The sequence below is a fragment of the Streptomyces sp. genome (assembly GCF_019510245.1).
GTDB lineage: Bacteria > Actinomycetota > Actinomycetes > Streptomycetales > Streptomycetaceae > Streptomyces.
This window is the reverse complement of record NZ_JAEKKT010000179.1, coordinates 17,557-39,436: the sequence shown is the minus strand read 5'-3', so window position 1 is coordinate 39,436 and position 21,880 is coordinate 17,557. Positions and strand designations below refer to the sequence as shown.

Sequence of the window (21,880 nt, the reverse complement as noted above, 5' to 3'; positions counted from 1 at the left end):
GCAGCCCGGTCGCCCAGGCGGTGTAGTTCTCCAGCCCGCGCTCCAGCGGCAGGACCTTGCGGAGCCTGCAGCACAGGTCCGGGTCCCGGTCGTGCAGCTTCGGGCCGTACTCCGCGTCCTGCTCGGCGACCGTCTGGCGCGGGGTGAGGGTGATGACGTTGACGTCCATCACAGCCTCGACCGCGTCCCGGGTGCCGATGGTCTCCGGGAAGTGGTAGCCGGTGTCGAGGAAGACGACGTCCACGCCCTTCTGGACGCGGGACGCCAGGTGGGACACCACGGCGTCCTCCATCGAGGAGGTCACGCAGAAGCCCTTGCCGAAGGTGTCCACCGCCCACTGGAGGATCTCCAGGGCGGAGGCGTCTTCGAGGTCACGCCCGGCCTGCTCGGCCAGCGCCTTCAACTCGTCGGTCGTACGCTCTTCCTGAGCGGTGGTCATATCTGTTCCCCTCCAGCTTCGGAGTGCTTCAGCCCTCGGGCGAGCAGCCCGAGGAACTTCAGCTGGAATGCGCGGTTGCAGGCCGCGCATTCCCAGGCACCGTGGCCCTCGTCGCTCGGACGCAGGTCCTCGTCGCCGCAGTAGGGGCAGTAGAAGGGCGCGGCCCGCTCGCTCATGAGAGGGCCTCCTCACTGGCGCGAGCGGCCCAGGCGGCGAACCGCTCGCCGTCCGCGCGCTCCGCCTGGAAACGCCTGAGCACCCGCTCGACGTAGTCCGGGAGCTCCTCCGAGGTCACCTTGAGACCGCGGACCTTGCGGCCGAACCCGGCCTCCAGGCCGAGCGCGCCGCCCAGGTGCACCTGGTAGCCCTCGACCTGTTCGCCGGCGTCGTTCAGGACCAGCTGGCCCTTGAGACCGATGTCCGCCACCTGGATACGGGCACAGGCGTTCGGGCAGCCGTTGAGGTTGATGGTGAGCGGCTCGTCGAACTCGGGGAGCCGGCGCTCCAGCTCGTCGATCAGGGCGCTGCCACGCTGCTTGGTCTCCACGATGGCGAGCTTGCAGTACTCGATGCCGGTGCAGGCCATGGTGCCGCGCCGGAACGAGGACGGCTTGGCGGTCAGGTCCAGCGCCTCCAGGGCCTCGACCAGCGACTCGACCTGCGCCTCCGTGACATCGAGGATGATCATCTTCTGCTCGACGGTGGTGCGCACCCGGCCCGAGCCGTGGGCCTCGGCCAGGTCCGCGATCTTCGCGAGGGTGGCGCCGTCCACGCGGCCGACGCGCGGGGCGAACCCGACGTAGAAGTTGCCGTCCTGCTGCCGGTGCACACCGACGTGGTCGCGCCAGCGCTGGACCGGTTCGCCGGGGGCGGGGCCGTCGACGAGCTTCCGCTTGAGGTACTCGTCCTCCAGCACCTGGCGGAACTTCTCCGGGCCCCAGTCGGCGACCAGGAACTTCAGGCGGGCGCGGGTGCGCAGCCGCCGGTAGCCGTAGTCCCGGAAGATGCCGACCACGCCGGCCCAGACGTCGGGGACCTCCGCCAGCGGCACCCAGGCGCCGAGCCGGACACCGATCTTCGGGTTGGTGGACAGGCCGCCGCCCACCCACAGGTCGAAGCCGGGACCGTGCTCGGGGTGCTCGACCCCGACGAACGCCACGTCGTTGATCTCGTGCACGACGTCCAGGAGCGGGGAGCCGGAGATCGCCGTCTTGAACTTGCGCGGCAGGTTGGAGAACTCCTTGCTGCCGATGTACCGCTCGTGGATCTCGTCGATCGCCCAGCTGCCGTCGATGATCTCGTCCTCGGCGATGCCGGCCACCGGCGAGCCGATCACGACACGGGGGCAGTCGCCGCACGCCTCGGTGGTGGACAGGCCGACCGCCTCGAGACGGTTCCAGATCTCCGGGACGTCCTCGATGCGGATCCAGTGCAGCTGGATGTTCTGCCGGTCGGTGATGTCCGCGCTGCCCCGCGCGAACTCCTGCGAGATCTCGCCGATCACCCGCAGCTGCTGCGTGGTGAGCCGGCCGCCGTCGATCCGCACCCGCAGCATGAAGTACTTGTCGTCCAGCTCCTCCGGCTCCAGAACGGCGGTCTTGCCGCCGTCGATGCCGGGCTTGCGCTGCGTGTACAGGCCCCACCAGCGCATCCGTCCGCGCAGGTCGTTGGGGTCGATCGAGTCGAAGCCGCGCTTGGAGTAGATCGTCTCAATGCGTGTCCGCACATTGAGACCGTCGTCGTCCTTCTTGAACTGTTCGTTGCCGTTGAGCGGGGTGTAGTGACCCATAGCCCACTGACCCTCGCCGCGGTGACGGCTCACCTTGCGGCGGGGCGCGGAGGCGGCAGGGTTCTGCGGGGTGGCGGCCATGGCGATGTACGTCCTTCGGGACAGGCGGGAAGCGGCTCTGACCTGCGCTTAGGGGCGCATGGGGCATGTCTGCGCGGCGTTGCGCAGAGAGGAGGGTCTGGACAGGACGGCGCGGCGGTGCTGTGCTCTCAGCCCGCCGGACAGATGGCGCTGGACATGCGGCCGAGGTCGACGTGCCGCCGACTCACCAAGGCAATTCCAGTTCCAGACATGACGGAAGCGTGTCACGCGGATCTCCGGCCAGTCCACCATCGTCCGCGATTCGGACTAATCTATTCTGAATAATGAGACGGAGTGTTGTGGGTCACGCCGGGTTTCACACGGTGGTGTGCGCCCCCGGCCACGGACCGGGCGCCGAGACGTCCGGTTCCTCCTCGACCTTCGTGTCGAAGAGCCGGAACCCGCGCCGCTGATAATTCGCCATCGCGTGCTCGCCGTCCAGGCTGCACGTGTGCAGCCACACCCGCTTCGTCGGCGGCAGTCCGTCCCACCGCTCCGCCAGGTCCCAGGCGCGTGCGGCACCGTACGAGAGCAGGTGACCGCCGATGCGGCGGCCCCGGAAGGCCGGGACCAGACCGAAGTAGACGATCTCCACCACACCGTCGTCCTGCGGCTCGAGTTCCACGTAGCCGGCCGGGGTGCCCCGGTCGTATGCGACCCAGGTCTCCACGCCCGGCCGTGCCAGGTGCTGCTGCCAGCGGGCGTAGCTCCAGCCCAGCCGGTCGGTCCAGCGGATGTCACCGCCGACCGAGGCGTACAGGAACCGGCTGAACTCGGGGGAGGGGACCTCGGCGCGGACGATCCCGACCGTGTCGCCGTCGGGTGCGGCGGCGGGCAGGAGGTCGGCGGGGGAGGTCTGCTCCAGGGACCAGGTGGTCACGACGATGCTGCTCATGGGGCCAGGCAATCATCCCGGCCCCGGAGGTGTCGACGGCCGTTATCCGAGTGACGCGTCGATCGAGCGCAGCGGCACCGAGAACAGCATGCGGTCCGTGACCGACCACACCTCGCCCGTGTCGGGTGCGTAGGAGAGCGAGCCGGTGTCCTCGGCCCAGCAGCGGTGCGAGGCGTCCGAGCCGCAGCGGGCGCCGTCCGCGCCCTTGGTGTCCTGCCGCCACAGGCTGCCGTGCCCGTCCATGGCGCCGGGCAGGTGCCCGACGTACCACTCGGAACCGGTCGCGCCCGGCGGCCGGTACGACAGGACGCCCCGGATCTCCGAGGCACCGGTCCGGTACGCCTCGACCGCGGTCACCCGGCCGGAGCCGTCCGTGGCGAGCAGCCCGGCACGCTTCGGGTTCTCGTCGAACGCGTACCGCCACAGCCGCGCGTGCTGGTCGCTGCCGGCGGGCGTCCACTCGCCGAGGACCAGGCTGTCCGGGGCCGTCCCCCGGTCCACGGAGAGCGCGCTCGGACAGGGCGCACCGGTCCGGGAGCAGGCCCCGGCGGTGAAGCGGTACGAACCCACGGCCGGCATCACGTACCGGAAACCGTCGGCCGACCAGCCGCCGGACACCCGGCCGACCGCCTCGGCCAGCACCGAGGTGCGCTGGATGCGGTTCAGGTCGTAGACGTAGAGCGCGTCGGCACTGCCCTGGACGGTGGTGACCAGGAGCTTGTCCCCGTGCCAGGCCATGCCGGAGATCTGCGAGGTCAGCCCCCGGTAGGTGCTGCCGTCGGCGCTGGGCACGGCCAGCAGGACCCAGGAGTACGAGGGGTGGGCCGGTTCGTTCGCGTTGATCACCGCGACCCTGGCCAGGCCCCGGGAGGCGGCGGGACCGGTGGAGGTGCTGTGCGTCCAGCCGGCCAGCACGACGCGGTTGGCGCCCCACAGACCGTCGTCGTTCGCCTCCGAGGAGGTGGTCACCGAGGCCGGCTTCCAGTCGTCGGTGAGGGTGTCGGTGGGGTCCCAGCAGTACGCCTCGGTGGCGGCCGGGGTGACAGGTAGCGAGTCCCGGTCGTCGGAGTCGCAGTCCGCCGCCTCGCGCAGCGTGTGGTCGGAGGCGGCCAGCACGTCGGCGACCCCGACCGTGCCGCCCATCGCCGAGGCGAGCCGGTCCAGCGAGCGGCGCGGTACGAGGTGTTCCCGGAGCTGCAGCCGGGCGCTGTCGGCGGTCGAGGTCAGCGGCTTCAGCGCGCCGGGGTCCTCGGCGACCGTGGCCTGCGAGGCGCTGACGATCGTGGCCGCCGCGGTGAGCGCCAGCGCGGTGCCGGCCAGGGCAGCGCGCAGGGCCGTACCCCGTCTGCGCCGCCGGTGTCTGCCGCGATGCTTCATGTCTCCTCCCGAGGCGGGCCAACTGCGCCTGATGGTCAAAGCGTTGACCAAGGAACAGGTGGGGAGCCCGTACCGGGATGCTACGGCAGCCGGGGCCTCCGTACCTCGAAGACCCCGCAAATATGCGGAAGATACCTCCTCGACTGCCCCGGATGCGTTAAATACGGCTGTGTTGAATACGGCCGTTCACGTACGTCCGGGCGGCCGGGACGCCGTCACCGCGGGGGCGGTCGAGGACGGCAACAGGTCGCGCGGGTCGTCGGGGAGCAGCACCTCGATCTCCGCGTCCTCGCGGAAGCGGTACGGCCGGTGTTCGAGAAGTGCCCCGAGATACCGGCGGATCCTGGACATCTCCGCGCGGACGGTCACGGTCCGCGAGGCGTCGCCGAAGACGTCCTCGGCCAGCCCGGCCGCGCTGCGCCCGTCCCGCCGCACCGCCAGCAGGTACAGCAACTCGGCGTGCCGGGGACTGAGTTCGTGGGACCACGAGCCCGCGCCGCCGCCGACCCGCACACACGGGCGGCGCGGCCGGGCCAGGTCGAGCACGAGCCGGTCCCCGCCCGCCGGCGCCGGCTCGTCGACCGCCCGCAGCAGCCAGCCCCCGGCCAGCGGCTCCACCGCGCACAGCCCGAGCGCGGGCAGCCACCGGCGGCCCGGTGACAGCGACTTGGGCAGCGCGATCCGCCGTGGATACGGCATGCCGGTCACCGCCGCGGTCCAGCCGTCGGCGTCCACCACCACCGCCCGGCCGCCCAGCTGGGCCAGTACCGGCGCCGCGACCGCCCGCAGCCGCTCCAGCGTCTCCAGGTGCAGCTCCCGCAGCCGCGCCTCGGCGAGCTTCGCCACCGAGTCCACCCAGGCCAGGGTCGCCGGATGCATCGTCTCCAGCGGGCCGCTGACGTCCACCACGCCGAGCAGGCTGCCGTCCCGGGGGTCCGTGATCGGCGCGCCGGAACACGTCCAGGTCGCGTGCGAGCGGACGAAGTGCTCGGCGGCGAACACCTGTACCGGCCTGCGTACCACCGCCGGGGTGCCGATCCCGTTGGTCCCGACGACGTCTTCGCGCCAGTCGGCGCCGAGCTCGAAGCCCAGCCCGTCCGCCTTGCGCAGCACCGGAGAGGATCCCTCCCGCCACAGCACCCGGCCGTCGGCGTCCGCCACCACCATGATGTGCTGGGCCACGTCCGCGACCGAAAGCAGCCCCTCGCGCAGCACCGGCAGTACGTCCTTGAGCGGAGACTCCTCGCGTCTGCGCCGGACTTCGTCGGCGGGCAGCAGTCCCGAACGGAAGTCGTGATCGGGGTCGACGCCGCTGCGCAGCATCCGCCCCCAGGACTGTTCGATCACCGGCCGGGGCGAGATACGCCCACGCTGTCCGGCGAGTCTGGCCTCGCGCACCTCGTTCAGTACCCGCGCCGCCTGCGCCGCGTCCTTCGCGGCGAGTCGCGCCACGTCCATCGGCGGGTTCCCCACTGAGGTCCTCCCGGATACGCCTCGGAAAAGGCATCGATGAGTCGCTGTCAAGCCGTCCGGGCGGCGGTTTCCGGTCCGACTGCGCGTCTTATACTGCCGTTTTCCGGTGCCGGAGACACACAGTCCGCACACAGTCACCGATATGTTGCAACCCCTTGCAACCCTGGTGAACGGGCCGGGGGTGGCCGAAACTTGAGCCGACGCCGTGGCGTCACAGGCCTGACATGGGCCGAAGGGCGGGGGTGGTGCCGTGTCGGCGCAGCACCACCCCCGCTGCAGCCTGCGGGGCCTCGGCCGTACGCGGCAGGGGGTGCGATGCCAGGTGCGTTGGCGGCCGACGGTTGTGGAGGGTTGCTCGCGCCCGCGCGGCGGTAGCCGCATATTCAATACAGCCTCGCGCCCCTTCAGGCAGGGCAGATCCCGTCGGTCACACAGTCACCCGGGCTCGGTCCACTACCGTCGTGAGGTCAAGGCCGCTCGGCAGGGTGCCGAAAGTGGAGCCCCAGTCGTTGCCCAGGCGGGAGGCGCAGAAGGCGTCGGCGACCTCGGCCGGGGCGAAGCGCACCAGCAAGGAACCCTGGAGGACCGTCGCAAGCCGTTCCACCAGCCGCCTGGCGCGGGACTCCATGCCCTCCAGGTCGGCCAGTTGGGAGAAGAGGTCCTTGACCGCGCGGTCCAGGCGGTGGTCGGCGCCGTGGGCGCGGCCGATCTCCTGGAGGTAGGCGTCCAGCGCGCCCGGTTCGCGTTGCAGGGTGCGGAGCACGTCCAGGGCCTGGATGTTGCCGGCGCCCTCCCAGACGGAGTTGAGCGGGGACTCGCGGACCAGCCGGGGCAGGCCCGACTCCTCCACGTAGCCGTTGCCGCCCAGGCACTCGGCGGCCTCCACGACGAGCGGCGCGCAGCGCTTCGTCACCCAGTACTTGGCGGCCGGCAACGCCAGCCGCAGCAGGGCCCGTTCGGACTCGCTCCCGTCGTCATAGGCGGCGGCCAGCCGCAGCGCGAGCGTGGTCGCGGCCTCCGACTCGATCGCGAGGTCGGCCAGGACGTTGCGCATCAGCGGCTGGTCGGCGAGCTTCGTGCCGAAGGCCTCGCGGTGCGCGGCGTGGTGCACGGCCTGCGCCACCGCCTGCCGCATCAGCCCCGCCGAACCCAGCACACAGTCCAGCCGGGTCGCGGCGACCATCTCGATGATGGTCCGCACCCCGCGCCCCTCCTCGCCCACCCGCCGGGCCCAGGTCCCGTCGAACTCGACCTCGGCCGACGCGTTGGACCGGTTGCCGAGCTTGTCCTTGAGCCGCTGGAGGAGGAAGACGTTGCGGGTGCCGTCCGCCAGAACGCGCGGTACGAGGAAACAGGTGAGGCCGTCCGGCGCCCGGCCCAGCACCAGGAAGCCGTCCGACATCGGTGCCGAGCAGAACCACTTGTGTCCGGTCAGGGCGTACGTCCCGGCCTCGGCGAGCGGCTCGGCGGTGGTCGTGTTCGCCCGTACGTCGCTGCCGCCCTGCTTCTCCGTCATGCCCATGCCGAACAGGGCGCCGGCCTTCTGCGCGGCGGGCCGCAGCTCACGGTCGTAGATCACGGAGGTCAGCAGCGGCTCCCACGCGGCGGCCAGCTCCGGATCGGTGCGCAGCACGGGCACCGCCGCGTTGGTCATCGACAGCGGACAGCAGTTGCCGGCCTCCACCTGGGTCCAGACCAGGAAGGCCGCGGCCCGCCGGACGTGCCCGGACGGACGTACCCAGCCGGTGGTCAGCCCCGCGCCGACGCCCTTGCCGAGCATCCGGTGCCAGGCCGGATGGAACTCGACCTCGTCGATCCGGTGGCCGTAGCGGTCGTGGGTGCGCAGCCGCGGCGGGTTCTCGTTCGCCTGGGCCCCCCACTCCTGCACCTGCGCCGAGCCCGCCGAGGAGCCGATCCCCGACAACTCGGCGCGTACCTCGTCGAGCAGCTCCGGGTCGGTGTGCCGCCCGACGGCCTCGACCAGGGCCGGGTCGGCACCGAACAGGTCGTACCCGACCAGCGGGGGCGGCTGGTTGGTCACGGTGTGCGTGATGTTGCCTGCCATGTCTGCGAACCTACCCGGGAAGGCGGCGGAGGCACCCAGCCTGACACAACGGCCCCGGTCACCGCGCCCGCCCCGGCCGGAGCCCCGGGAGGTGAGGACGGCCCCGGACGGCGGATACCGTTAGGGCGTGCAGGCAGCAAGCGATACCCCCGAGCGGCCCTCCGGCCGGCTCCACCGGGCCAGAGTCCTCTACCGGAACGTCTCCAAGCGCAGGACGGCGTGGCTGCTGATCAAGGACACCGTCAATTCCTGCATGGAGTACCGCATCCTCGGCCTCGCCGCCGAGGCCGCCTTCTTCACCCTGCTGTCCGTCCCCCCGCTGCTGCTCAGCCTCATCGGACTGCTCGGCTACGTCGACGCCTGGACCGGCGCCGACACCATCGCCAGCCTGGAGAGCAACCTGCTGGAGGCCTCCCGCACGGTCCTGTCCGACAAGGGCGTCAAGGAGATCGCCGAGCCGATCCTGCACGACGTGATGAAGGGCGGCCGCCCCGACGTCATCTCCATCGGCTTCCTGTTCGCCCTGTGGTCGGGCTCCCGCGCGGTGAACGTCTTCATCGACACGATCACCGTCATGTACGGCCTCGACGGCGTCCGGGGCATCGTGAAGACCCGGGTCGTCTCCTTCCTGCTCTTCATCGCCGCGCTGCTGATCGGCTCGGTCGCGCTCCCGCTGATGGTGGCCGGGCCGGACGCGGTGGTCGGGATCGTGCCCTGGTCGGAGACGCTCGTACAGGTCCTGTACTGGCCGGTCGTGATCGTCCTGTCCATCGTCTTCCTCACCACGCTGTACCACGTCTCCGTGCCGGTGCGCTCCCCGTGGATCGAGGACGTGCCGGGTGCCCTGGTCGCCCTGGCCATGTGGGTCCTCGGCAGCTTCCTGCTGCGGATCTACCTGACCAACACCATCGAGGGCGCGACGATCTACGGCTCCCTCGCCGCGTCCGTCGCCGTGCTGCTGTGGATCGGCGTGTCGGCCTTCGCCGTGCTGGTCGGGGCGGCCGTGAACGCCGCGATCGACCGGGTCTGGCCGGCCGCCGCGACGGCCGCGGCGCGCGCCGCCAACGAGCGGCTGCGCGAGGCCCAGGTCGCCGAGTACGTGGCCCGCGCGGCCGCGGCGGCCCGCGAGGCGGGGCCGGACGACCCCGACGACCCGGACATGCCGTCGGAGTTCCCGGAGCGCTGGTCCCGGTTCCTGCCGCCGGAGGACGTCACGGCGCGGCTGCGGGCGCATGTGAAGAGCAGCCATCCGCCGCCGCGGAAGCCGGAGGCTTGAGGGCCGACGGCGGGTTCGTCGTGGGGGTCCTTGACGGCGGCGGGCTGCGGGTTCGTCGTGGCTGGTCGCGCAGTTCCTCCCCCAGCCTTCGGCCGGGGGTACCCCCAGGGCCCCTGAAGGGGCGCGATTACGCTGGCGTCCGTGTACAAGGAGCGGGCGTCCCGGTTTCCCGGTGCGGTCGTGTGGGTGAATGCCCCCGTCGGGGACGGGCGGGTGCTGCCCGACGGGTGTATGGATCTGCTGTGGCATGAAGAGCGGCTGCTGGTCGCCGGGCCCGATACGCGCGCGTACGTCACCGGGACCGGCGGAGGCGAGTGGGTGGGGCTGCGCTTCTACCCGGGCACCGCGCCCCCCGTGCTCGGCGTGCCGGCGCACGAGCTGGTGGATCGGCGGGTCGAACTGAGTGACCTGTGGCCGGCCGCCGAAGTGGCGCGGTTGCGGGACCGTGTCGGCCGTGCGGCCGATCCCGCCGCCGCGCTGGAGGAGATCGCCCTGGAACGGGCCCTGCCCCCCGACCCATCGCTGTGGTGGCTTGTCGAAGTCCTGGACACCGGGCGGTCCGTGGCGGCCGCCGCCGGGGAACTCGGTCTCGGGGCCCGCCAGTTGCAGCGCCGTAGCCGGGCCGCCTTCGGCTACGGGCCCAAGACGCTCGCCCGGGTGCTGCGGATGCAGCGGGCGCTCGCGCTGGCCCGGGCCGGGGTCCCGCTCGCGGAGACGGCGGTCCGGGCGGGGTACGCGGATCAGCCGCATCTCTCCCGGGACGTACGGGAGCTGGCGGGGCTGCCGCTGACCGGGCTACTCGGCGGGTAGCGGGGCGAACAGGTCGACGCCGTTGCCGTCGGGGTCGTGCACGGTGGCGTACCGCTGGCCCCAGAACGCGTCCCAGGGCTTGAGCTCGCCGTGGTGACCGGCGCCGACCAGGTCGTCGTAGAGCGCGTCGACCTCGGCGGGGGAGTCGCAGCGGAAGGCGAGTGCCGCGCGGCCGCCGGCGGTGGGCGGGCGCCAGGCCGGGTGGAAGGAGCGGATCGTCTCCTCGGTGTCCAGGGCCAGGGTGAGCCCGCCGGGCAGCTCCGCCTCGACGTGTGGCTGGTCCTCGGCGCCCGGCGGGAACTCCAGGCCCAGGCGGCGGTAGAAGGCGAGGGAGGCGGCCAGGTCGGAGCTGACGAGACCGAGCACGGCGAATCGTGGAGTCATGCCGTCACCGTAGGCGGCGGCCGGTCGCCGGTCTTGAAGGAATCGGTCACCCGGCCGGGGCTCCGGGTGAGCGGTGGAGCACTGGGTCTCGGGGCGCTGAAAAAACCGCTCTCCTGTGGAACGCCTGTGCGGCACGATGGGCGCATGATCCGTGCCGTGCGCGTCCTGCCGACCCTGTTGCTCGCCGCCGCCCTGCTCACCGGGTGCGGAACCGAGAAGGCGGGCTCCGCGGACTCGGGCAAGCCCGCGGACCCGGCCGAACTCGCCGCCAAGGCGAAGGCGTTGGGCATGGACCCGGAGTTGGTCTACGTCACCGGCGCGCCGGGCTTCACCCTCGCCCAGCAGTCCGTCGGCGTACAGGGCGACGACGGCTTCTCCGCCGCGTACACGGACCGCACCGGTGCCGTCATCCACCTCTACACCGACCACCTGCGCTACGCGGGGCAGCACAAGTACGAGGTGTCGGAGAAGGACTGCGTGGTGTGGCTGGAGGGCGAGGGCGGGGTCTCCGGCGCAGTGCTGGGCAAGGCGCTGCGCGCCGTCCACCGCCCCACCGCCGCCGAACTCGACACCCTGCTGCCCGCCCCCGACCCGGCCTTCACCGACGACCAGCCGGTGCAGCGTGGTGACCTGCCGACCAACGGCGACGGCGGCCCGCCCGACAACAGCGTGCCGACGCCGGGTTATTGAGCCGGCCCCGGCCGTGGCCGATCATGCGGGCATGGCCCCTCGACTGCTCGTCCACACCCGCACCACCGGCTACCGCCACGACTCCATCCCCGACGCCGTCGCGGCCGTACGGGAGGTCGCCGGAGTCGAGGTCGACGCCACCGAGGACCCGGCCGCCCTCGAACAACCCCTCGACGGGTACGCGGCCGTCGTCTTCCTCTCCACCAGCGGCGAGATACTGACCCCGGCCGGGCGTGCGCGGCTCGCCGCCTACGTGGCGGCGGGCGGCGGCTTCGCCGGCGTGCACGCGGCGGCCTGCACGGAGTACGACTGGCCGTACTACGGCGAACTCCTCGGCGCCCGCTTCGACCGCCATCCGCGGTACCAGCCCGGCCGGGTGCTCGTCGAGGACCCCGACCACCCCGCGACCCGGCACCTGCCTGCCGTCTGGGACTTCACGGACGAGTGGTACGACTTCCGCGAGAGCCCGCGCGGCCGGGTGCGGGTCCTGCTGCGTGCCGACGAGGGGTCGTACGAAGGCGGTGGGATGGGGGACGACCATCCCCTGGCCTGGTGCCGCGAGCAGGGGGCCGGACGGGTGTTCTACACCGCTCTGGGGCACGCCCGGGAGGCCTACCGGGATTCCGGCTTCCTGGCCCACCTCCACGGGGGTCTCGCCTGGGCCGCACGGCTGGTCCAGTGACGTTTCTCCGGTGAACCGGATCCGCCATTGGGGTGAGTAAAGGTCGCGCACGGAGATAGTCACGTGCGTATCTAGAGATGCTCTTGTCTTGGCAAAGGGCTGCAGAGACGCGGAGGCCGGTCGTGCCGCCGCGCCACCCACCCACAGGAGGAGCCGGACCTTGACTTACGGGAAGAAGCTGCGCGAGCAGATCGCCGGGCCGGGGACCACCCCGCTGATCGGCGTGTACGACATGTACTCGGCGTCGATCGCTGCCAAACACTACGACGGGATGTTCGTCTCGGGCTTCGGCTTCGCCGCCTCGTACTACGGCCTGCCGGACATCGGGTTCATCGCCTGGCCCGACATGGTGGCCTTCGTCCAGCGGCTGCGGGGCGCGTTCCCGCACCACCATCTCCTCGTCGACATCGACGACGGCTACGTCGACCCCGAGGTCGCTTGCCACGTCGTGGAGGGACTGGAGCGGATCGGCGCCTCCGGGGTGATCCTGGAGGACCAGAAGCGGCCGCGCCGCTGCGGGCACGCCGACGGCAAGCAGGTACTGCCGCTGGAGGAGTACCTGGAGAAGCTGGAGAGGGTCCTGGAGACCCGCCAGGACCTGGTGGTCGTGGCCCGTACGGACGCCACCGACGAGCACGACATCCTGCACCGCGCGGAGCGGCTCGCCGCCACCGACGCCGACGTGATCCTCGTCGACGGGGTGCGCAGCGAGGAGTGGATCCGCCGTATCCGCAAGGTCGTCGGCGACAAACCGCTGCTCTTCAACCAGATCGCCGGCGGCAAGTCGCCCCGGCTCTCGCTCACCGAGCTGGACGAACTCGGCGTCGACGTCGCGATCTACTCCACGCCCTGTCTGTTCGCCGCGCACGAGGCGATGGACCTGGCGCTGAACGAGCTGAAGTCCGCGGACGGCCGGCTGCCGTCGGTCGACGCGGCCAGTGGCGTGGGCGTCAAGGCCTCCACCACCCTGCTGGAGCGCAACATCGCCCGGGAACGGCTCGACGAGCCCCAGGGCGTGGGCGTGTGACGAACGCGGGGGTGCGGCTGCGGGCGGCCGTGGTGGTCGCCGCGGCCCTGCTGGGCGGGAGCGCGGGACCGGCCTGTGCGGGCGGGAGCCTGATCACCGTGCTCGACAACTCCCACGCGGACTCCATCCTGGAGGTGGACCGCACGGCCAACGTCCAGGCCGGGAGAGGGACGGCCGGCAGCGACCACGACGGCAGCGCCGTGGACGCGATCCAGGCGTTGATGGGGGAGCCGCGTCAGAACGACGACTGAGCGAGCGCCGGACGGGCCGGACGGGCCGTTCGGGCCGGTGGGGAACTGCGGGACCGTTGTGGCTGGTCGCGCAGTTCCTCCCCCGGCCTTCGGCCGGGGGTCACCACCATGCCCCTTCGGGGCGCCTCAGTCCTCGTTCAGGTCGGGCCGGCCGTTCTCGTCCAGCTCCACGTCCTCCTTCGGGTCGTGCTCGTCGGTCGGGGTGGCGGCCACCGTGGCGTGGTGCTGGGCCGGGGCGACCGTCAGGGTCGAGGCCCGGGCGGTGCCCAGGGCCGTGGTCACGGCGGCTGCGGCCAGAGCGAGGGCCGCAGTGGTGCGCAGGGTGAGTTTCATGCCCTGGAAACGATCTTGAGAAGGGCGTGGTCACCGTCGTACGGCCGAACGGGCCGCCGGTGCCGCCGTACTCGCCCGCTCCACCAGCCTGGTCGACAGCTCCGTCCGGGTGCCCTCCGGGCGGTCCCCCTGCATCATCCGCACGAGCAGCCGCAGCGCCGTCGCCGCCATCTCCGAGAGCGGCTGGCGGACCGTGGTCAGCGCCGGGGTGCCCCAGCGGGCCTCGGGCAGGTCGTCGAAGCCGACCACACTGATGTCGTCCGGCACCCGCAGCCCGCGCTCGGCCAGTGCCGCGTACACCCCGAGCGCCATCCGGTCCGAGCAGGCGAACACGGCGGTCGGCGGCTCCGGCAGGTCCAGCAGCTCGTGCATGCGGTGCCGGGCCGTGTCCTCGTCGAAGCCCGCGTGCCGTACGTACTCGGCATGCGGCCGCTGCCCCGCCGAGGCGAGCGCCGCGCGGTAGCCGGACACCCGGGCGCCGCTGCACATCCGGCGCCGGTTGCCGGCGATCACCGCGATCCGCTCGTGGCCGAGCGCGAGCAGGTGCTCGGTCGCGGTGACCCCGCCCTGCCAGTTCGCCGCCCCGACGGAGACCACGCCCGCCGGGGGCTCGTGGACCGGGTCGATCAGTACGTACGGGATCCGGTGGTGCTCCAGCCAGGCGTACTGCGCCTGGGTCAGCTCGGCCAGGTTGAACAGCACGCCGGAGGAACCGCGCGCGGTGAGCTTGTCCAGCCAGCCGCGCTCCGGGCGGCCGGCCCGCGTCCGGGCCGGCCCCGCCGACACGATGACCTCCAGGCCCGCCTCGTGCGCCGCCTCCTCCACCCCGTGCAGCACCGCGCCCGACCACGAGCTGTCGAGCGTCTGCACGACCAGGTCGATCAGGGTGGGGGCCTTCGTCGCGTCGAAGCGGGGTCTGCGGACGTAGCCGAGCCGTTCGAGGGCCTCGGTGACGCGGCGGCGGGTCTCGGGGGCCACGTCGTCTCGGCCGTTCACCACCTTCGACGCGGTCGGTACGGAGACGCCCGCCTCGCGGGCCACGACCGCCAGCGTCGGACCGGCCGCCGCCACGCTCGTACCTCCGGCACGGACCATGGGGAACCCGCCTCTCCGGCCCGCCCTTGGGCCAACGAAACCGACGAAAGTTGCGACCAACGCTGCTTCCGCGGTCTGCGTGCAAGCCGCACAGTAAGCGCTTCCTACGATAGGTGCGCCTCAACACGGCGTGAAGACCTGGGAAATCGCGGGATCTTCGGGGGCGGGACTTTCGAAACTTCGAACAGGACGGATGCGGCTATCCGGTCGTGCAGGTGCCCCGGAAATCGGTGAAGTCCGCGGTGAAGGACGCGTCGACGAGGTCCACGGCGTGGATCGCGGCCATTGCTCCCGTGAAGCGGAGGCGGGTGCCGTGGTCGTCGGAGAGGCGGGTGAAGTCGAGGGGCGGGCCGATGGGGCGGCGGAGGCCGTCGGCCGCGTACCAGAAGCGGGCGTCGGTGCGGTGCACGGTGACGCCGAGGGTGAGGGGGCCGGTGGCGTCGACTTCCCGTACGGCTGCGCGGCCGGTTTCGTTCTCGTCCCGGGTGGTCAGGGCGAGGACGGTTCGGCCGCCGTCCTGCCATTGCTGGCGTGTTGGGTTTCGCCTTCTGGCTCCGTCCAGGTGAAGCGTGGTCGCGATCACCACGCCGGGCAGTACGTCGTACGACGACGGCACCTTCACCGTGCGGGGCGCGGGCGTCGATCTGAACGCCAACGGCCAGGGAGTGACGGGCCAGTTCGTACGACGCTGACCGCGATCGACGGCGACGCCGACCGGTTCCTCGCCGCCGGCATCTACGGCCGGCAGTTCGCCAACGCGTGCGAACTGATGCGGGACTATGACGGCTTCGACCTCGCGGCCGCCCAGGAGATGCCGGCGAGCGTCTTCTACCCGATGAACAACAGCTTCCTGACCAACCACAACGACGCCTGCATCACCAACTACTGGGCCAACTGGGACCTGTGCACCATGGCCTCTGTCCCGGCCATCGGGATCCTCAACGAGGACAGCGCCAAGTACGACCAGGCCGTCACGTACTTCAAGTCCGGCGCGGGCAACGGCTCCATCGCGCACGCGGTGCCGTACCTGTACACCGACTCGGACGGCTACGCGCTGGGTCAGTGGCAGGAGTCGGGCCGCGACCAGGGGCACACCGTCATGGGCATGGGCCAGATGGGGGCGATCTGCGAGATGGCCTGGAACCAGGGCGACGACCTGTACTCGTACGACAGCCGCCGCTTCATGAAAGCCGCCCAGTACGTCGCCGAGTACAACATCGGCGACGACGTGCCCTGCACCACCACCTACACCCGGGGAACCGGGCAGAACTGCGCCACGTCCTCCCAGACCGTGATCAGCTCCGGCTCCCGGGGGAGATCCGCCCGGTGTGGGCGGTGATCCACTTCCACTACAACCGTCGCCTGTACCTGGACGACAAGTACATGTCCGTCATGTGGTACGACCTGGTCGCCCCCGAGGGCGGCGGCGGGGACTACGGCTCCACCAGCGGCGGTTACGACCAGCTCGGCTTCGGCACCCTGATGTACGCCAAGTAGCCGCGCGTGTCCGCCCGGCCGCCGTGTGTGCCGGAATACCGGGAGCAGATGTGATGCTCTTGGCGTACCGGCGTACCGGCGTACCGGCGTACCGGCGTACTGGCGCGCGGCGGGAGGAGCTGGTGGGCGGATGACGGCAGACCGGAGGGATGCGGCCGGGCCCGTGGCCGGCACCCCGTACGGGGCGGTGCGCGGCAGGTGGGAGCGCGGCGTCGCCGTGTTCCGCGGCATCCCCTATGCCGCCCCGCCCTTCGGGAAACACCGGTTCCTTCCGCCCGTGCCGCCCGAGCCCTGGGACGGCGTCCGGGACGCGGGCGCCTTCGGGCCGACGGCGCCCAAACCGCCGTACTCACAGGCGTTCGCGCAGTACCTGTCCGACCCGGTGATCCCCGGCGACGACTGCCTCAACCTCAACGTATGGACCCCGGAGCCGGGCCCCGGCGCCCGGCTCCCGGTCCTGGTCTGGCTGCACGGCGGTGCCCTGACGAGGGGATCCTCGGCCGTACCGGTGTACGACGGGCACGCGTTCGCCCGGGACGGAGTCGTCCTCGTCTCGCTGAACTACCGGCTGGGCGTGGAGGGCTACGGCCTGTTCCCGGACACCCCGCCCAACCCCGGCCTGCGCGACCAACTGGCCGCCCTGCGCTGGGTCCACGACACCATCGCGGCCTTCGGCGGCGACCCGGCCCGCATCACCCTCTGCGGCCAGTCCGCCGGTGCCATCAGCACCGGCGCCCTGCTCGCCGCCCCCCAGACCCAGGGCCTGATCCGCCGGGCCGTCCTGCAGAGCGGCCCGCCCGAGGCCGCGGAGCGCGACAAGGTACGGCGCATGGTCCGCCGGATGGCAGGCCGGCTCAGGGTCCCCGCGACCGCCCAGGCCTTCGCCGAGGTCGACCGCGAGCTGCTGCTGCGCACCCAGGCGGAGGTGGGCCGGCTCAGCAGCCCCGTCCTCGGCGGCCCCGCCTTCGGGATCGTCGTCGACGGCGACCTCGTCCCACGTGACCCCCTCCAGGCCCTCCTCGACGGCGAGGCGGCGGCCGGCGTCGACCTCCTGATGGGGTGGACCCGCGACGAGTACCGGCTCTGGCTGGTCCCCGGCGGCCTGCACGACCACGTCGACCGGCTCGGCCCGGTCGCCCTCGCCGGCGCCATGGCCCGCTGCCACGTCGGCCACGAGGTGCCGCGCGGCTACCGCGCCCTGCATCCCGAGGCCGGCCCCGCCGAGACCGTCGGCCAGATGGTCACCGACCACCTGCTCCGCCTCCCACTGCACCGGCTGGCCGAGGCCCGCCCCGGTTCCTCCCACCTCTACGAGTTCGCCTGGCCCTCCAACCGTCCCGGCCTCGGCGCCTGCCACGCCCTGGAACTGGGCTTCGTCTTCGACACCGGGGAGGACCCCGAGTCGGCCCGGCTGGCCGGCGAGGGCGCCCCGCAGGAGCTCGCCGACGCGATGCACGGCGCCTGGGTCAGCTTCGCCACCACCGGCGACCCCGGCTGGCAGCCCTGGGACGACACCCACCCGGTCCGCGTCCTCGACGACGGCGAGCCCCGCACGGTGTCCGGCCCCCGGGACGCGGAGTTCGCCCTCTGGACCCGGCCCGCGCCGCCCCACCCCGAACGCTCCGCCGAACCGGCCATGGCCGTACGCCGGTTGCGGCGCTCAGTCGCCGTCGTGCGCCGCCACTGAGTCCCGTACGACCACAGGCGTGCCCAGCAGCAGGTGCTCGTCGGGTGACTCGCCGCCGTGTCCGCCGCCCCGCCCACCAGGATCACGGCGGCGGCCCGCTGGGCCCGCATCATCTCGACGAACTCCAGCTCGCGCGGCACGTCACCGTCGGTGCTGCACACCAGCGACAGGTCCCCGAGCCGCGCCGCCTCCCGCTCCACGCCGTGCGCCATGTGCGCGAAGGACGGCCCGGTGATGTCCTCCAGCACGAAGGCGAGGGTGGGCGTACCGGCCCCGGCGACGGCCTTGGCCCGGGCGTCGGCGACGTAGTCCATCTCACGGACGGCCAGCAGCACCCGGCCGCGGGTGGCGGCACTGACGGGACAGTCACCGGCGAGCACCCGGGAAACGGTGGACGCGGACACACCGGCACGGGCGGCGACATCACGAATGGTGCTCCGCCCGACCTCCCCGCTCTTTCTGGTCACGTCCCCACCCTCCGGCAACGGCAACCGGTTCCCGACCGGACCTCAGCGCCCCGAAAGGGGCGCTGGGGCCCCCGGCCGAAGGCCAGGGGAGGAACTGCGCGAGCAACCACCGACGACGGTCAGCCGCCGACGTACAGAACCCGCCACGGCGACCCGGCGAATGTCACACAACCCGGGCGATCCCGGCGATCGCCTCCGGCCCCACCCGGCAGCACCCTCCGATCAACCGGGCCCCCGCAGCCCGCCACCCCGCCACCTGCTCGGTGTCGAACAACGACCGCCCGGTCCACGCCCGCGCCTGCGCGTCCCACACCTCCCCGCTGTTGGGATAGACGACCACCGGCTTCCCCGTCACCCGCGCCGCCGCCTGCACCGCACGGTCGACATCCTCCGGCGCACAGCAGTTCACGCCCACGGCGATCACCTCGTCCACGTCCGCAGCCAAGGCGAACGCCTCCTCCAGCGGCTGTCCCGCCCGCGTCCGGCCGCCCGCCACGCTGTACGACAGCCAGGCCGGCACCCCCAGTCCCCGCACCGCCCGCAACAGCGCCGCCGCCTCGTCGGCGTCCGGCACGGTCTCCAGCGCGAGCACATCCGGTCCCGCCCCGGCCAGCACCTCCAGCCGCGGCCGGTGGAACCGCTCCAGTTCGTCGACGTCCAGCCCGTACCGCCCGCGGTACTCGGACCCGTCCGCGAGCATCGCGCCGTACGGCCCGACCGACGCGGCCACCCACAACGGCCGTTCGACGCCCTCCTCCCGCGCCCGGCGCACCGCGTCCCGCCCCAGCTCCACGCTCAGCGCCAGCAGCCGCGCGGCCTCCTCGTGCGGGATGCCGCGCTTGGCGAAGCCCTCGAACGTGGCCTGGTAGCTGGCCGTGATCGCGACGTCGGCGCCCGCCCTGAAGTAGGCGAGGTGCGCGTCGCTGACCGCGTCGGGCCGGTCGGCCAGCAGCCGCGCCGACCACAGCTCGTCGCTCAGGTCGTGCCCCGCGGACGCCAGCTGGTTGGACATGCCGCCGTCGAGCACGACCGTCCCGGCGGCGAGGGCGTCGGCGAGGCTGGGGGAGTTGTCGCTGGTCATGCCCCGACGCTAGTCGACCCGGCACCGGGGAACCCATTGTGTCCACTCTGTGAACAGACGGACCATCATGTGGACACCGGGTATACGATCACCCGACTCCCCGCTCCCCACCGCCGAACGCCCGTACGCACTTCCCCCGGAACCGCCATGACAGCCCCCGCGCCCGCCCCCGTCCCCACCCCCGCCGAGGCCACGGAACCCACCCCGGCCCCGAGCGGTCCCCGCCGCACCTTCGGCCTCGCCGCCGCGACCGCCCTGGTCATGGGCAACATCATCGGCGGCGGCATCTTCGCGCTGCCCGCCGCCGTCGCCCCGTACGGCACGGTCAGCCTGCTCGCCTTCGTCGTCCTGTCCGTCGCCGCCGTGCTGCTCGCCCTGCTCTTCGGCAAGCTGGCCCGCCGCAGCCCGGTCACCGGCGGCCTGTACGTCTACCCGCGCGACGCGTTCGGCCCGTTCGCCGGCTTCCTCTCCGCGTGGTCGTACTGGACGATGTGCTGGGTCAGCATCGCGGCCCTCGCCGTCGCGGTCGTCGGCTACGTCGACGTCCTGGTCCCCCTCCACGGCAACCACCTCCTCGAAGGCGCCGTCGCGCTCGTCGCGCTCTGGCTCCCGGCCGCCGCGAACTTCGCCGGCACCCGTTACGTCGGCGCGGTCCAGATCGTCTCGACGGTCCTGAAGTTCGTGCCCCTCCTCCTGGTCGCCACCGTCGGCCTGTTCTTCGTCGACACCGACAACTTCGGCCCGTTCAACGCGTCCGGCGACAGCACCCCCGGCGCCCTCGCCGCCGCGGCCGCCCTGCTCCTCTACAGCTTCCTCGGCGTCGAGTCGGCCGCGGTCAGTGCCGGCGAGGTGGAGAACCCGGAGCGCACGGTCGGCCGCGCGAGCGTGCTCGGCACGCTCGGCTCCGCCGTCGTCTACATCCTCGGCACGGTCGCCGTCTTCGGCCTGGTCCCGCACGACAGGCTGGTGAAGTCCGGCGCGCCCTTCGCCGACGCGGTGAACGCGATCACCGGCGGCGGCTGGGGCGGCACCGCGATCGCACTGGTCGCCGTCGCCTCGATCGTCGGCTGCCTCAACGGCTGGATCCTGATGGCCGCGCAGATGCCGTACGCCGCCGCCCGCGACGGCCTCTTCCCGAAGCCGTTCGCGAAGGCCGGCAAGGGCGGGGTGCCCGGCTTCGGCGTCTGGGCGGTCGCCGTCCTCGGCACCCTCCTCATCGCCCTCAACTACACGGCGGGCCCCGACACCACGTTCCGCGTCCTGGTCCTCATCACCACCTTCACCGGCTGCGTCCCCTACCTCCTCTCCGCCGCCGCCCAGCTCTACTGGCTCGCCCAGGGCACCCGCGCACGGGTCCGCCCGGCCGGCCTGGTCCGCGACCTGATCGTCGCCGCCCTCTCCTTCGCCTTCTCCTTCTGGCTGATCGCGGGCGCCGGCTACGCGGCCGTCTACCAGGGTGTGCTGTTCCTGTTCGCGGGGATCCCGGTGTACGTGTGGCTGCGCGGGCGGCAGCGGGAGGAAGCCACCCCCTGACGCCACCGCGGCGGTTCCTCTAGGCTCGCCGCCGTGACCGTCACCATCGTCCGGGCCTGCCTGCGCGACGGCCGCGGGGGCAGCCCCACCGCGGTCCTGGACGACCTGCCGCTCACCGACGACGAACGGCGCGCGGTACCCGCCCGGACCGGCGCCTCGCACGCGGTGTTCCTCTCCGCCGACGAGGCCACCGGAGCGGTGTCGCTGCGCTTCTGCACCGCCGCGGGCGAACTCCCCGGCTGCGGCCACGGCACGGTCGCCGCACTGGCCGTACTCGCCGCACGCACCGGGACCCGCGACGTCACCCTCAGCACGCGGACCGGCACCCTCCAGGGCCGCGCGGTCCGTCACGCGAACGGCGTGCTGGAGGGCTGGTTCGCTCCCGGCCCGGTACACCTGCGCACGCTGACCGGCGACGAACTGGACGACGCGCTCGCCGCGTTGGGGCTCCCCGGCAACGCCCCCGGCGCGGTCGTCGCCTCGCTCGGCCGGCCTCGTCTCCTGGTCCCGCTGCCCACCCGGTCCGCCGTCGCCGCGCTGACCCCCGACCTCGACCGCCTCCGCGCCGCCTGCGACCGGTCGGCGCTGCTGGGCTGCTACCTGTACTCGGCCCCGACACCGGACGGCCGTGTCACGGCCCGGATGTTCGCCCCTTCGATCGGCGTCCCCGAGGACATCGCCAACGCCAACAGCACGGCCTGCCTGGCCGCCCACCTCGCCTCCGAGGGCCTCCCGGCCCTCACCGTCGACATGGGCGACCGCCTCGGCGCCCCGGCGACGATCAGGACGGCCGTACGCCGCGCCGGGAACGGCCCGCGGATCCTCGTGGGCGGCACGGCGGAGATCACCGTCGGACCAGGGGGCTTCCCGGCGCCGTCTCCGGCGTGAGATCCCGTTCCCCACGCGGCACCTCGCCGACCGCCGCACGGCTCAGTGCGGTGTGGCGGA

The 21,880-nt window shown here is 72.5% G+C and carries 22 protein-coding genes and 2 pseudogenes; 10 read left to right on the top strand and 14 right to left on the bottom strand.

Annotated features, from left to right (window positions below):
* From JF597_RS35530 to JF597_RS35500, 8 genes are all read right to left on the bottom strand, one after another.
* The coding region (locus JF597_RS35530; RefSeq protein ID WP_294005052.1) for a phosphoadenosine phosphosulfate reductase family protein at positions 1 to 439 on the bottom strand (439 nt) is incomplete at its 3' end.
* Positions 436 to 615, bottom strand: coding sequence for a hypothetical protein (locus JF597_RS35525; RefSeq protein ID WP_294005050.1), 180 nt, complete (start codon positions 613 to 615; stop codon positions 436 to 438). The genes JF597_RS35525 and JF597_RS35530, both read right to left, overlap by 4 nt.
* Complete coding sequence (locus tag JF597_RS35520; RefSeq protein ID WP_294005047.1) at positions 612 to 2,309, bottom strand: nitrite/sulfite reductase; 1,698 nt, start codon at positions 2,307 to 2,309, stop codon at positions 612 to 614. Before JF597_RS35520 ends, JF597_RS35525 begins: the two co-directional genes overlap by 4 nt.
* Positions 2,310 to 2,437: 128 nt before the next feature.
* The gene (locus JF597_RS55740) at positions 2,438 to 2,521 is read right to left on the bottom strand and encodes a putative leader peptide (RefSeq protein ID WP_309500612.1); all 84 of its coding nucleotides are present in this window, start codon (positions 2,519 to 2,521) and stop codon (positions 2,438 to 2,440) included.
* 104 nt (positions 2,522 to 2,625) lie between these two features.
* The gene (locus JF597_RS35515) at positions 2,626 to 3,204 is read right to left on the bottom strand and encodes a GNAT family N-acetyltransferase (protein ID WP_294005044.1); all 579 of its coding nucleotides are present in this window, start codon (positions 3,202 to 3,204) and stop codon (positions 2,626 to 2,628) included.
* A gap of 42 nt (positions 3,205 to 3,246) precedes the next feature.
* Positions 3,247 to 4,581, bottom strand: a complete 1,335-nt coding sequence (locus tag JF597_RS35510) for a hypothetical protein (RefSeq protein WP_294005041.1) — start codon at positions 4,579 to 4,581, stop codon at positions 3,247 to 3,249.
* A 186-nt stretch (positions 4,582 to 4,767) separates the two neighbouring features.
* Complete coding sequence (locus tag JF597_RS35505; RefSeq protein WP_294005038.1) at positions 4,768 to 6,039, bottom strand: GAF domain-containing protein; 1,272 nt, start codon at positions 6,037 to 6,039, stop codon at positions 4,768 to 4,770.
* A 442-nt stretch (positions 6,040 to 6,481) separates the two neighbouring features.
* Entirely contained in the window at positions 6,482 to 8,119 is a 1,638-nt protein-coding gene (locus JF597_RS35500) for an acyl-CoA dehydrogenase family protein (protein WP_294005035.1), read from the bottom strand.
* A gap of 127 nt (positions 8,120 to 8,246) precedes the next feature.
* On the opposite strand from JF597_RS35500, the gene JF597_RS35495 reads away from it, so the two are divergent.
* Together JF597_RS35495 and JF597_RS35490 are read left to right on the top strand one after the other, a co-directional pair.
* Positions 8,247 to 9,395, top strand: coding sequence for a YihY/virulence factor BrkB family protein (locus JF597_RS35495; RefSeq protein ID WP_294005032.1), 1,149 nt, complete (start codon positions 8,247 to 8,249; stop codon positions 9,393 to 9,395).
* Positions 9,396 to 9,536: 141 nt separating this feature from the next.
* On the top strand, positions 9,537 to 10,205 hold the full coding sequence (locus JF597_RS35490) for a helix-turn-helix transcriptional regulator (RefSeq protein WP_294005029.1): 669 nt from the start codon (positions 9,537 to 9,539) through the stop codon (positions 10,203 to 10,205).
* On the opposite strand, the gene JF597_RS35485 is transcribed toward JF597_RS35490, so the two are convergent.
* Entirely contained in the window at positions 10,191 to 10,589 is a 399-nt protein-coding gene (locus tag JF597_RS35485) for a VOC family protein (protein ID WP_294005026.1), read from the bottom strand. The two genes, JF597_RS35490 and JF597_RS35485, sit on opposite strands and share 15 nt — an antisense overlap.
* Before the next feature lie 144 nt (positions 10,590 to 10,733).
* Here JF597_RS35485 and JF597_RS35480 point away from each other — a divergent pair, with 144 nt between their 5' ends.
* The 4 genes from JF597_RS35480 (at position 10,734) to JF597_RS35465 (ending at position 13,239) form a co-directional block, all read left to right on the top strand.
* Positions 10,734 to 11,279, top strand: coding sequence for a membrane lipoprotein (locus tag JF597_RS35480; protein WP_294005023.1), 546 nt, complete (start codon positions 10,734 to 10,736; stop codon positions 11,277 to 11,279).
* Positions 11,280 to 11,310: 31 nt separating this feature from the next.
* Positions 11,311 to 11,961, top strand: a complete 651-nt coding sequence (locus JF597_RS35475) for a ThuA domain-containing protein (RefSeq protein ID WP_294005020.1) — start codon at positions 11,311 to 11,313, stop codon at positions 11,959 to 11,961.
* Between the two features lie 160 nt (positions 11,962 to 12,121).
* Positions 12,122 to 12,988: an isocitrate lyase/PEP mutase family protein gene (locus JF597_RS35470; protein ID WP_294005017.1), complete on the top strand. Its 867-nt coding sequence runs from the start codon at positions 12,122 to 12,124 to the stop codon at positions 12,986 to 12,988.
* Positions 12,985 to 13,239, top strand: a complete 255-nt coding sequence (locus tag JF597_RS35465) for a hypothetical protein (protein WP_294005014.1) — start codon at positions 12,985 to 12,987, stop codon at positions 13,237 to 13,239. The genes JF597_RS35470 and JF597_RS35465 overlap by 4 nt, the downstream gene beginning before the upstream one ends.
* A gap of 126 nt (positions 13,240 to 13,365) precedes the next feature.
* Here the strand turns inward: JF597_RS35465 and JF597_RS35460 are convergent, their stop codons facing one another.
* From JF597_RS35460 to JF597_RS35450, 3 genes are all read right to left on the bottom strand, one after another.
* The gene (locus JF597_RS35460; RefSeq protein WP_294005011.1) at positions 13,366 to 13,572 is read right to left on the bottom strand and encodes a hypothetical protein; all 207 of its coding nucleotides are present in this window, start codon (positions 13,570 to 13,572) and stop codon (positions 13,366 to 13,368) included.
* A gap of 30 nt (positions 13,573 to 13,602) precedes the next feature.
* On the bottom strand, positions 13,603 to 14,667 hold the full coding sequence (locus JF597_RS35455; protein WP_294005008.1) for a substrate-binding domain-containing protein: 1,065 nt from the start codon (positions 14,665 to 14,667) through the stop codon (positions 13,603 to 13,605).
* A 199-nt stretch (positions 14,668 to 14,866) separates the two neighbouring features.
* Positions 14,867 to 15,322: a hypothetical protein gene (locus tag JF597_RS35450; RefSeq protein ID WP_294005005.1), complete on the bottom strand. Its 456-nt coding sequence runs from the start codon at positions 15,320 to 15,322 to the stop codon at positions 14,867 to 14,869.
* A gap of 27 nt (positions 15,323 to 15,349) precedes the next feature.
* Here JF597_RS35450 and JF597_RS35445 point away from each other — a divergent pair.
* Positions 15,350 to 16,164: pseudogene (locus JF597_RS35445) on the top strand (alginate lyase family protein); the annotation flags it as partial.
* A 130-nt stretch (positions 16,165 to 16,294) separates the two neighbouring features.
* On the top strand, positions 16,295 to 17,851 hold the full coding sequence (locus tag JF597_RS35440) for a carboxylesterase family protein (RefSeq protein WP_294005002.1): 1,557 nt from the start codon (positions 16,295 to 16,297) through the stop codon (positions 17,849 to 17,851).
* A gap of 59 nt (positions 17,852 to 17,910) precedes the next feature.
* Here the strand turns inward: JF597_RS35440 and JF597_RS35435 are convergent.
* Both JF597_RS35435 and mmuM read right to left on the bottom strand, forming a co-directional pair.
* Positions 17,911 to 18,318, bottom strand: a pseudogene (locus JF597_RS35435) (LacI family DNA-binding transcriptional regulator); the annotation flags it as partial.
* A 163-nt stretch (positions 18,319 to 18,481) separates the two neighbouring features.
* The gene (gene mmuM, locus JF597_RS35430; RefSeq protein WP_294004999.1) at positions 18,482 to 19,399 is read right to left on the bottom strand and encodes a homocysteine S-methyltransferase; all 918 of its coding nucleotides are present in this window, start codon (positions 19,397 to 19,399) and stop codon (positions 18,482 to 18,484) included.
* 147 nt (positions 19,400 to 19,546) lie between these two features.
* Between mmuM and JF597_RS35425 the strand changes: the two genes are divergently transcribed.
* Positions 19,547 to 20,932 (top strand): amino acid permease, encoded by a 1,386-nt coding sequence (locus tag JF597_RS35425; protein WP_294004997.1) that lies wholly within the window; start codon positions 19,547 to 19,549, stop codon positions 20,930 to 20,932.
* 33 nt (positions 20,933 to 20,965) lie between these two features.
* A complete protein-coding gene (locus JF597_RS35420) occupies positions 20,966 to 21,820 on the top strand; it encodes a PhzF family phenazine biosynthesis isomerase (RefSeq protein WP_294004994.1) in 855 nt (284 codons plus the stop codon).
* The last annotated feature ends 60 nt before the right edge of the window (positions 21,821 to 21,880 follow it).

Coding starts and splice junctions, on each gene's coding strand:
- JF597_RS35525 (WP_294005050.1), bottom strand. CDS start 615: ATGAGCGAGCGGGCCGCGCCCTTCTACTGCCCCTACTGCGGCGACGAG.
- JF597_RS35520 (WP_294005047.1), bottom strand. CDS start 2,309: ATGGCCGCCACCCCGCAGAACCCTGCCGCCTCCGCGCCCCGCCGCAAG.
- JF597_RS55740 (WP_309500612.1), bottom strand. CDS start 2,521: ATGTCTGGAACTGGAATTGCCTTGGTGAGTCGGCGGCACGTCGACCTC.
- JF597_RS35515 (WP_294005044.1), bottom strand. CDS start 3,204: ATGAGCAGCATCGTCGTGACCACCTGGTCCCTGGAGCAGACCTCCCCC.
- JF597_RS35510 (WP_294005041.1), bottom strand. CDS start 4,581: ATGAAGCATCGCGGCAGACACCGGCGGCGCAGACGGGGTACGGCCCTG.
- JF597_RS35505 (WP_294005038.1), bottom strand. CDS start 6,039: ATGGACGTGGCGCGACTCGCCGCGAAGGACGCGGCGCAGGCGGCGCGG.
- JF597_RS35500 (WP_294005035.1), bottom strand. CDS start 8,119: ATGGCAGGCAACATCACGCACACCGTGACCAACCAGCCGCCCCCGCTG.
- JF597_RS35485 (WP_294005026.1), bottom strand. CDS start 10,589: ATGACTCCACGATTCGCCGTGCTCGGTCTCGTCAGCTCCGACCTGGCC.
- JF597_RS35480 (WP_294005023.1), top strand. CDS start 10,734: ATGATCCGTGCCGTGCGCGTCCTGCCGACCCTGTTGCTCGCCGCCGCC.
- JF597_RS35475 (WP_294005020.1), top strand. CDS start 11,311: ATGGCCCCTCGACTGCTCGTCCACACCCGCACCACCGGCTACCGCCAC.
- JF597_RS35460 (WP_294005011.1), bottom strand. CDS start 13,572: ATGAAACTCACCCTGCGCACCACTGCGGCCCTCGCTCTGGCCGCAGCC.
- JF597_RS35455 (WP_294005008.1), bottom strand. CDS start 14,667: ATGGTCCGTGCCGGAGGTACGAGCGTGGCGGCGGCCGGTCCGACGCTG.
- JF597_RS35440 (WP_294005002.1), top strand. CDS start 16,295: ATGACGGCAGACCGGAGGGATGCGGCCGGGCCCGTGGCCGGCACCCCG.
- mmuM (WP_294004999.1), bottom strand. CDS start 19,399: ATGACCAGCGACAACTCCCCCAGCCTCGCCGACGCCCTCGCCGCCGGG.
- JF597_RS35425 (WP_294004997.1), top strand. CDS start 19,547: ATGACAGCCCCCGCGCCCGCCCCCGTCCCCACCCCCGCCGAGGCCACG.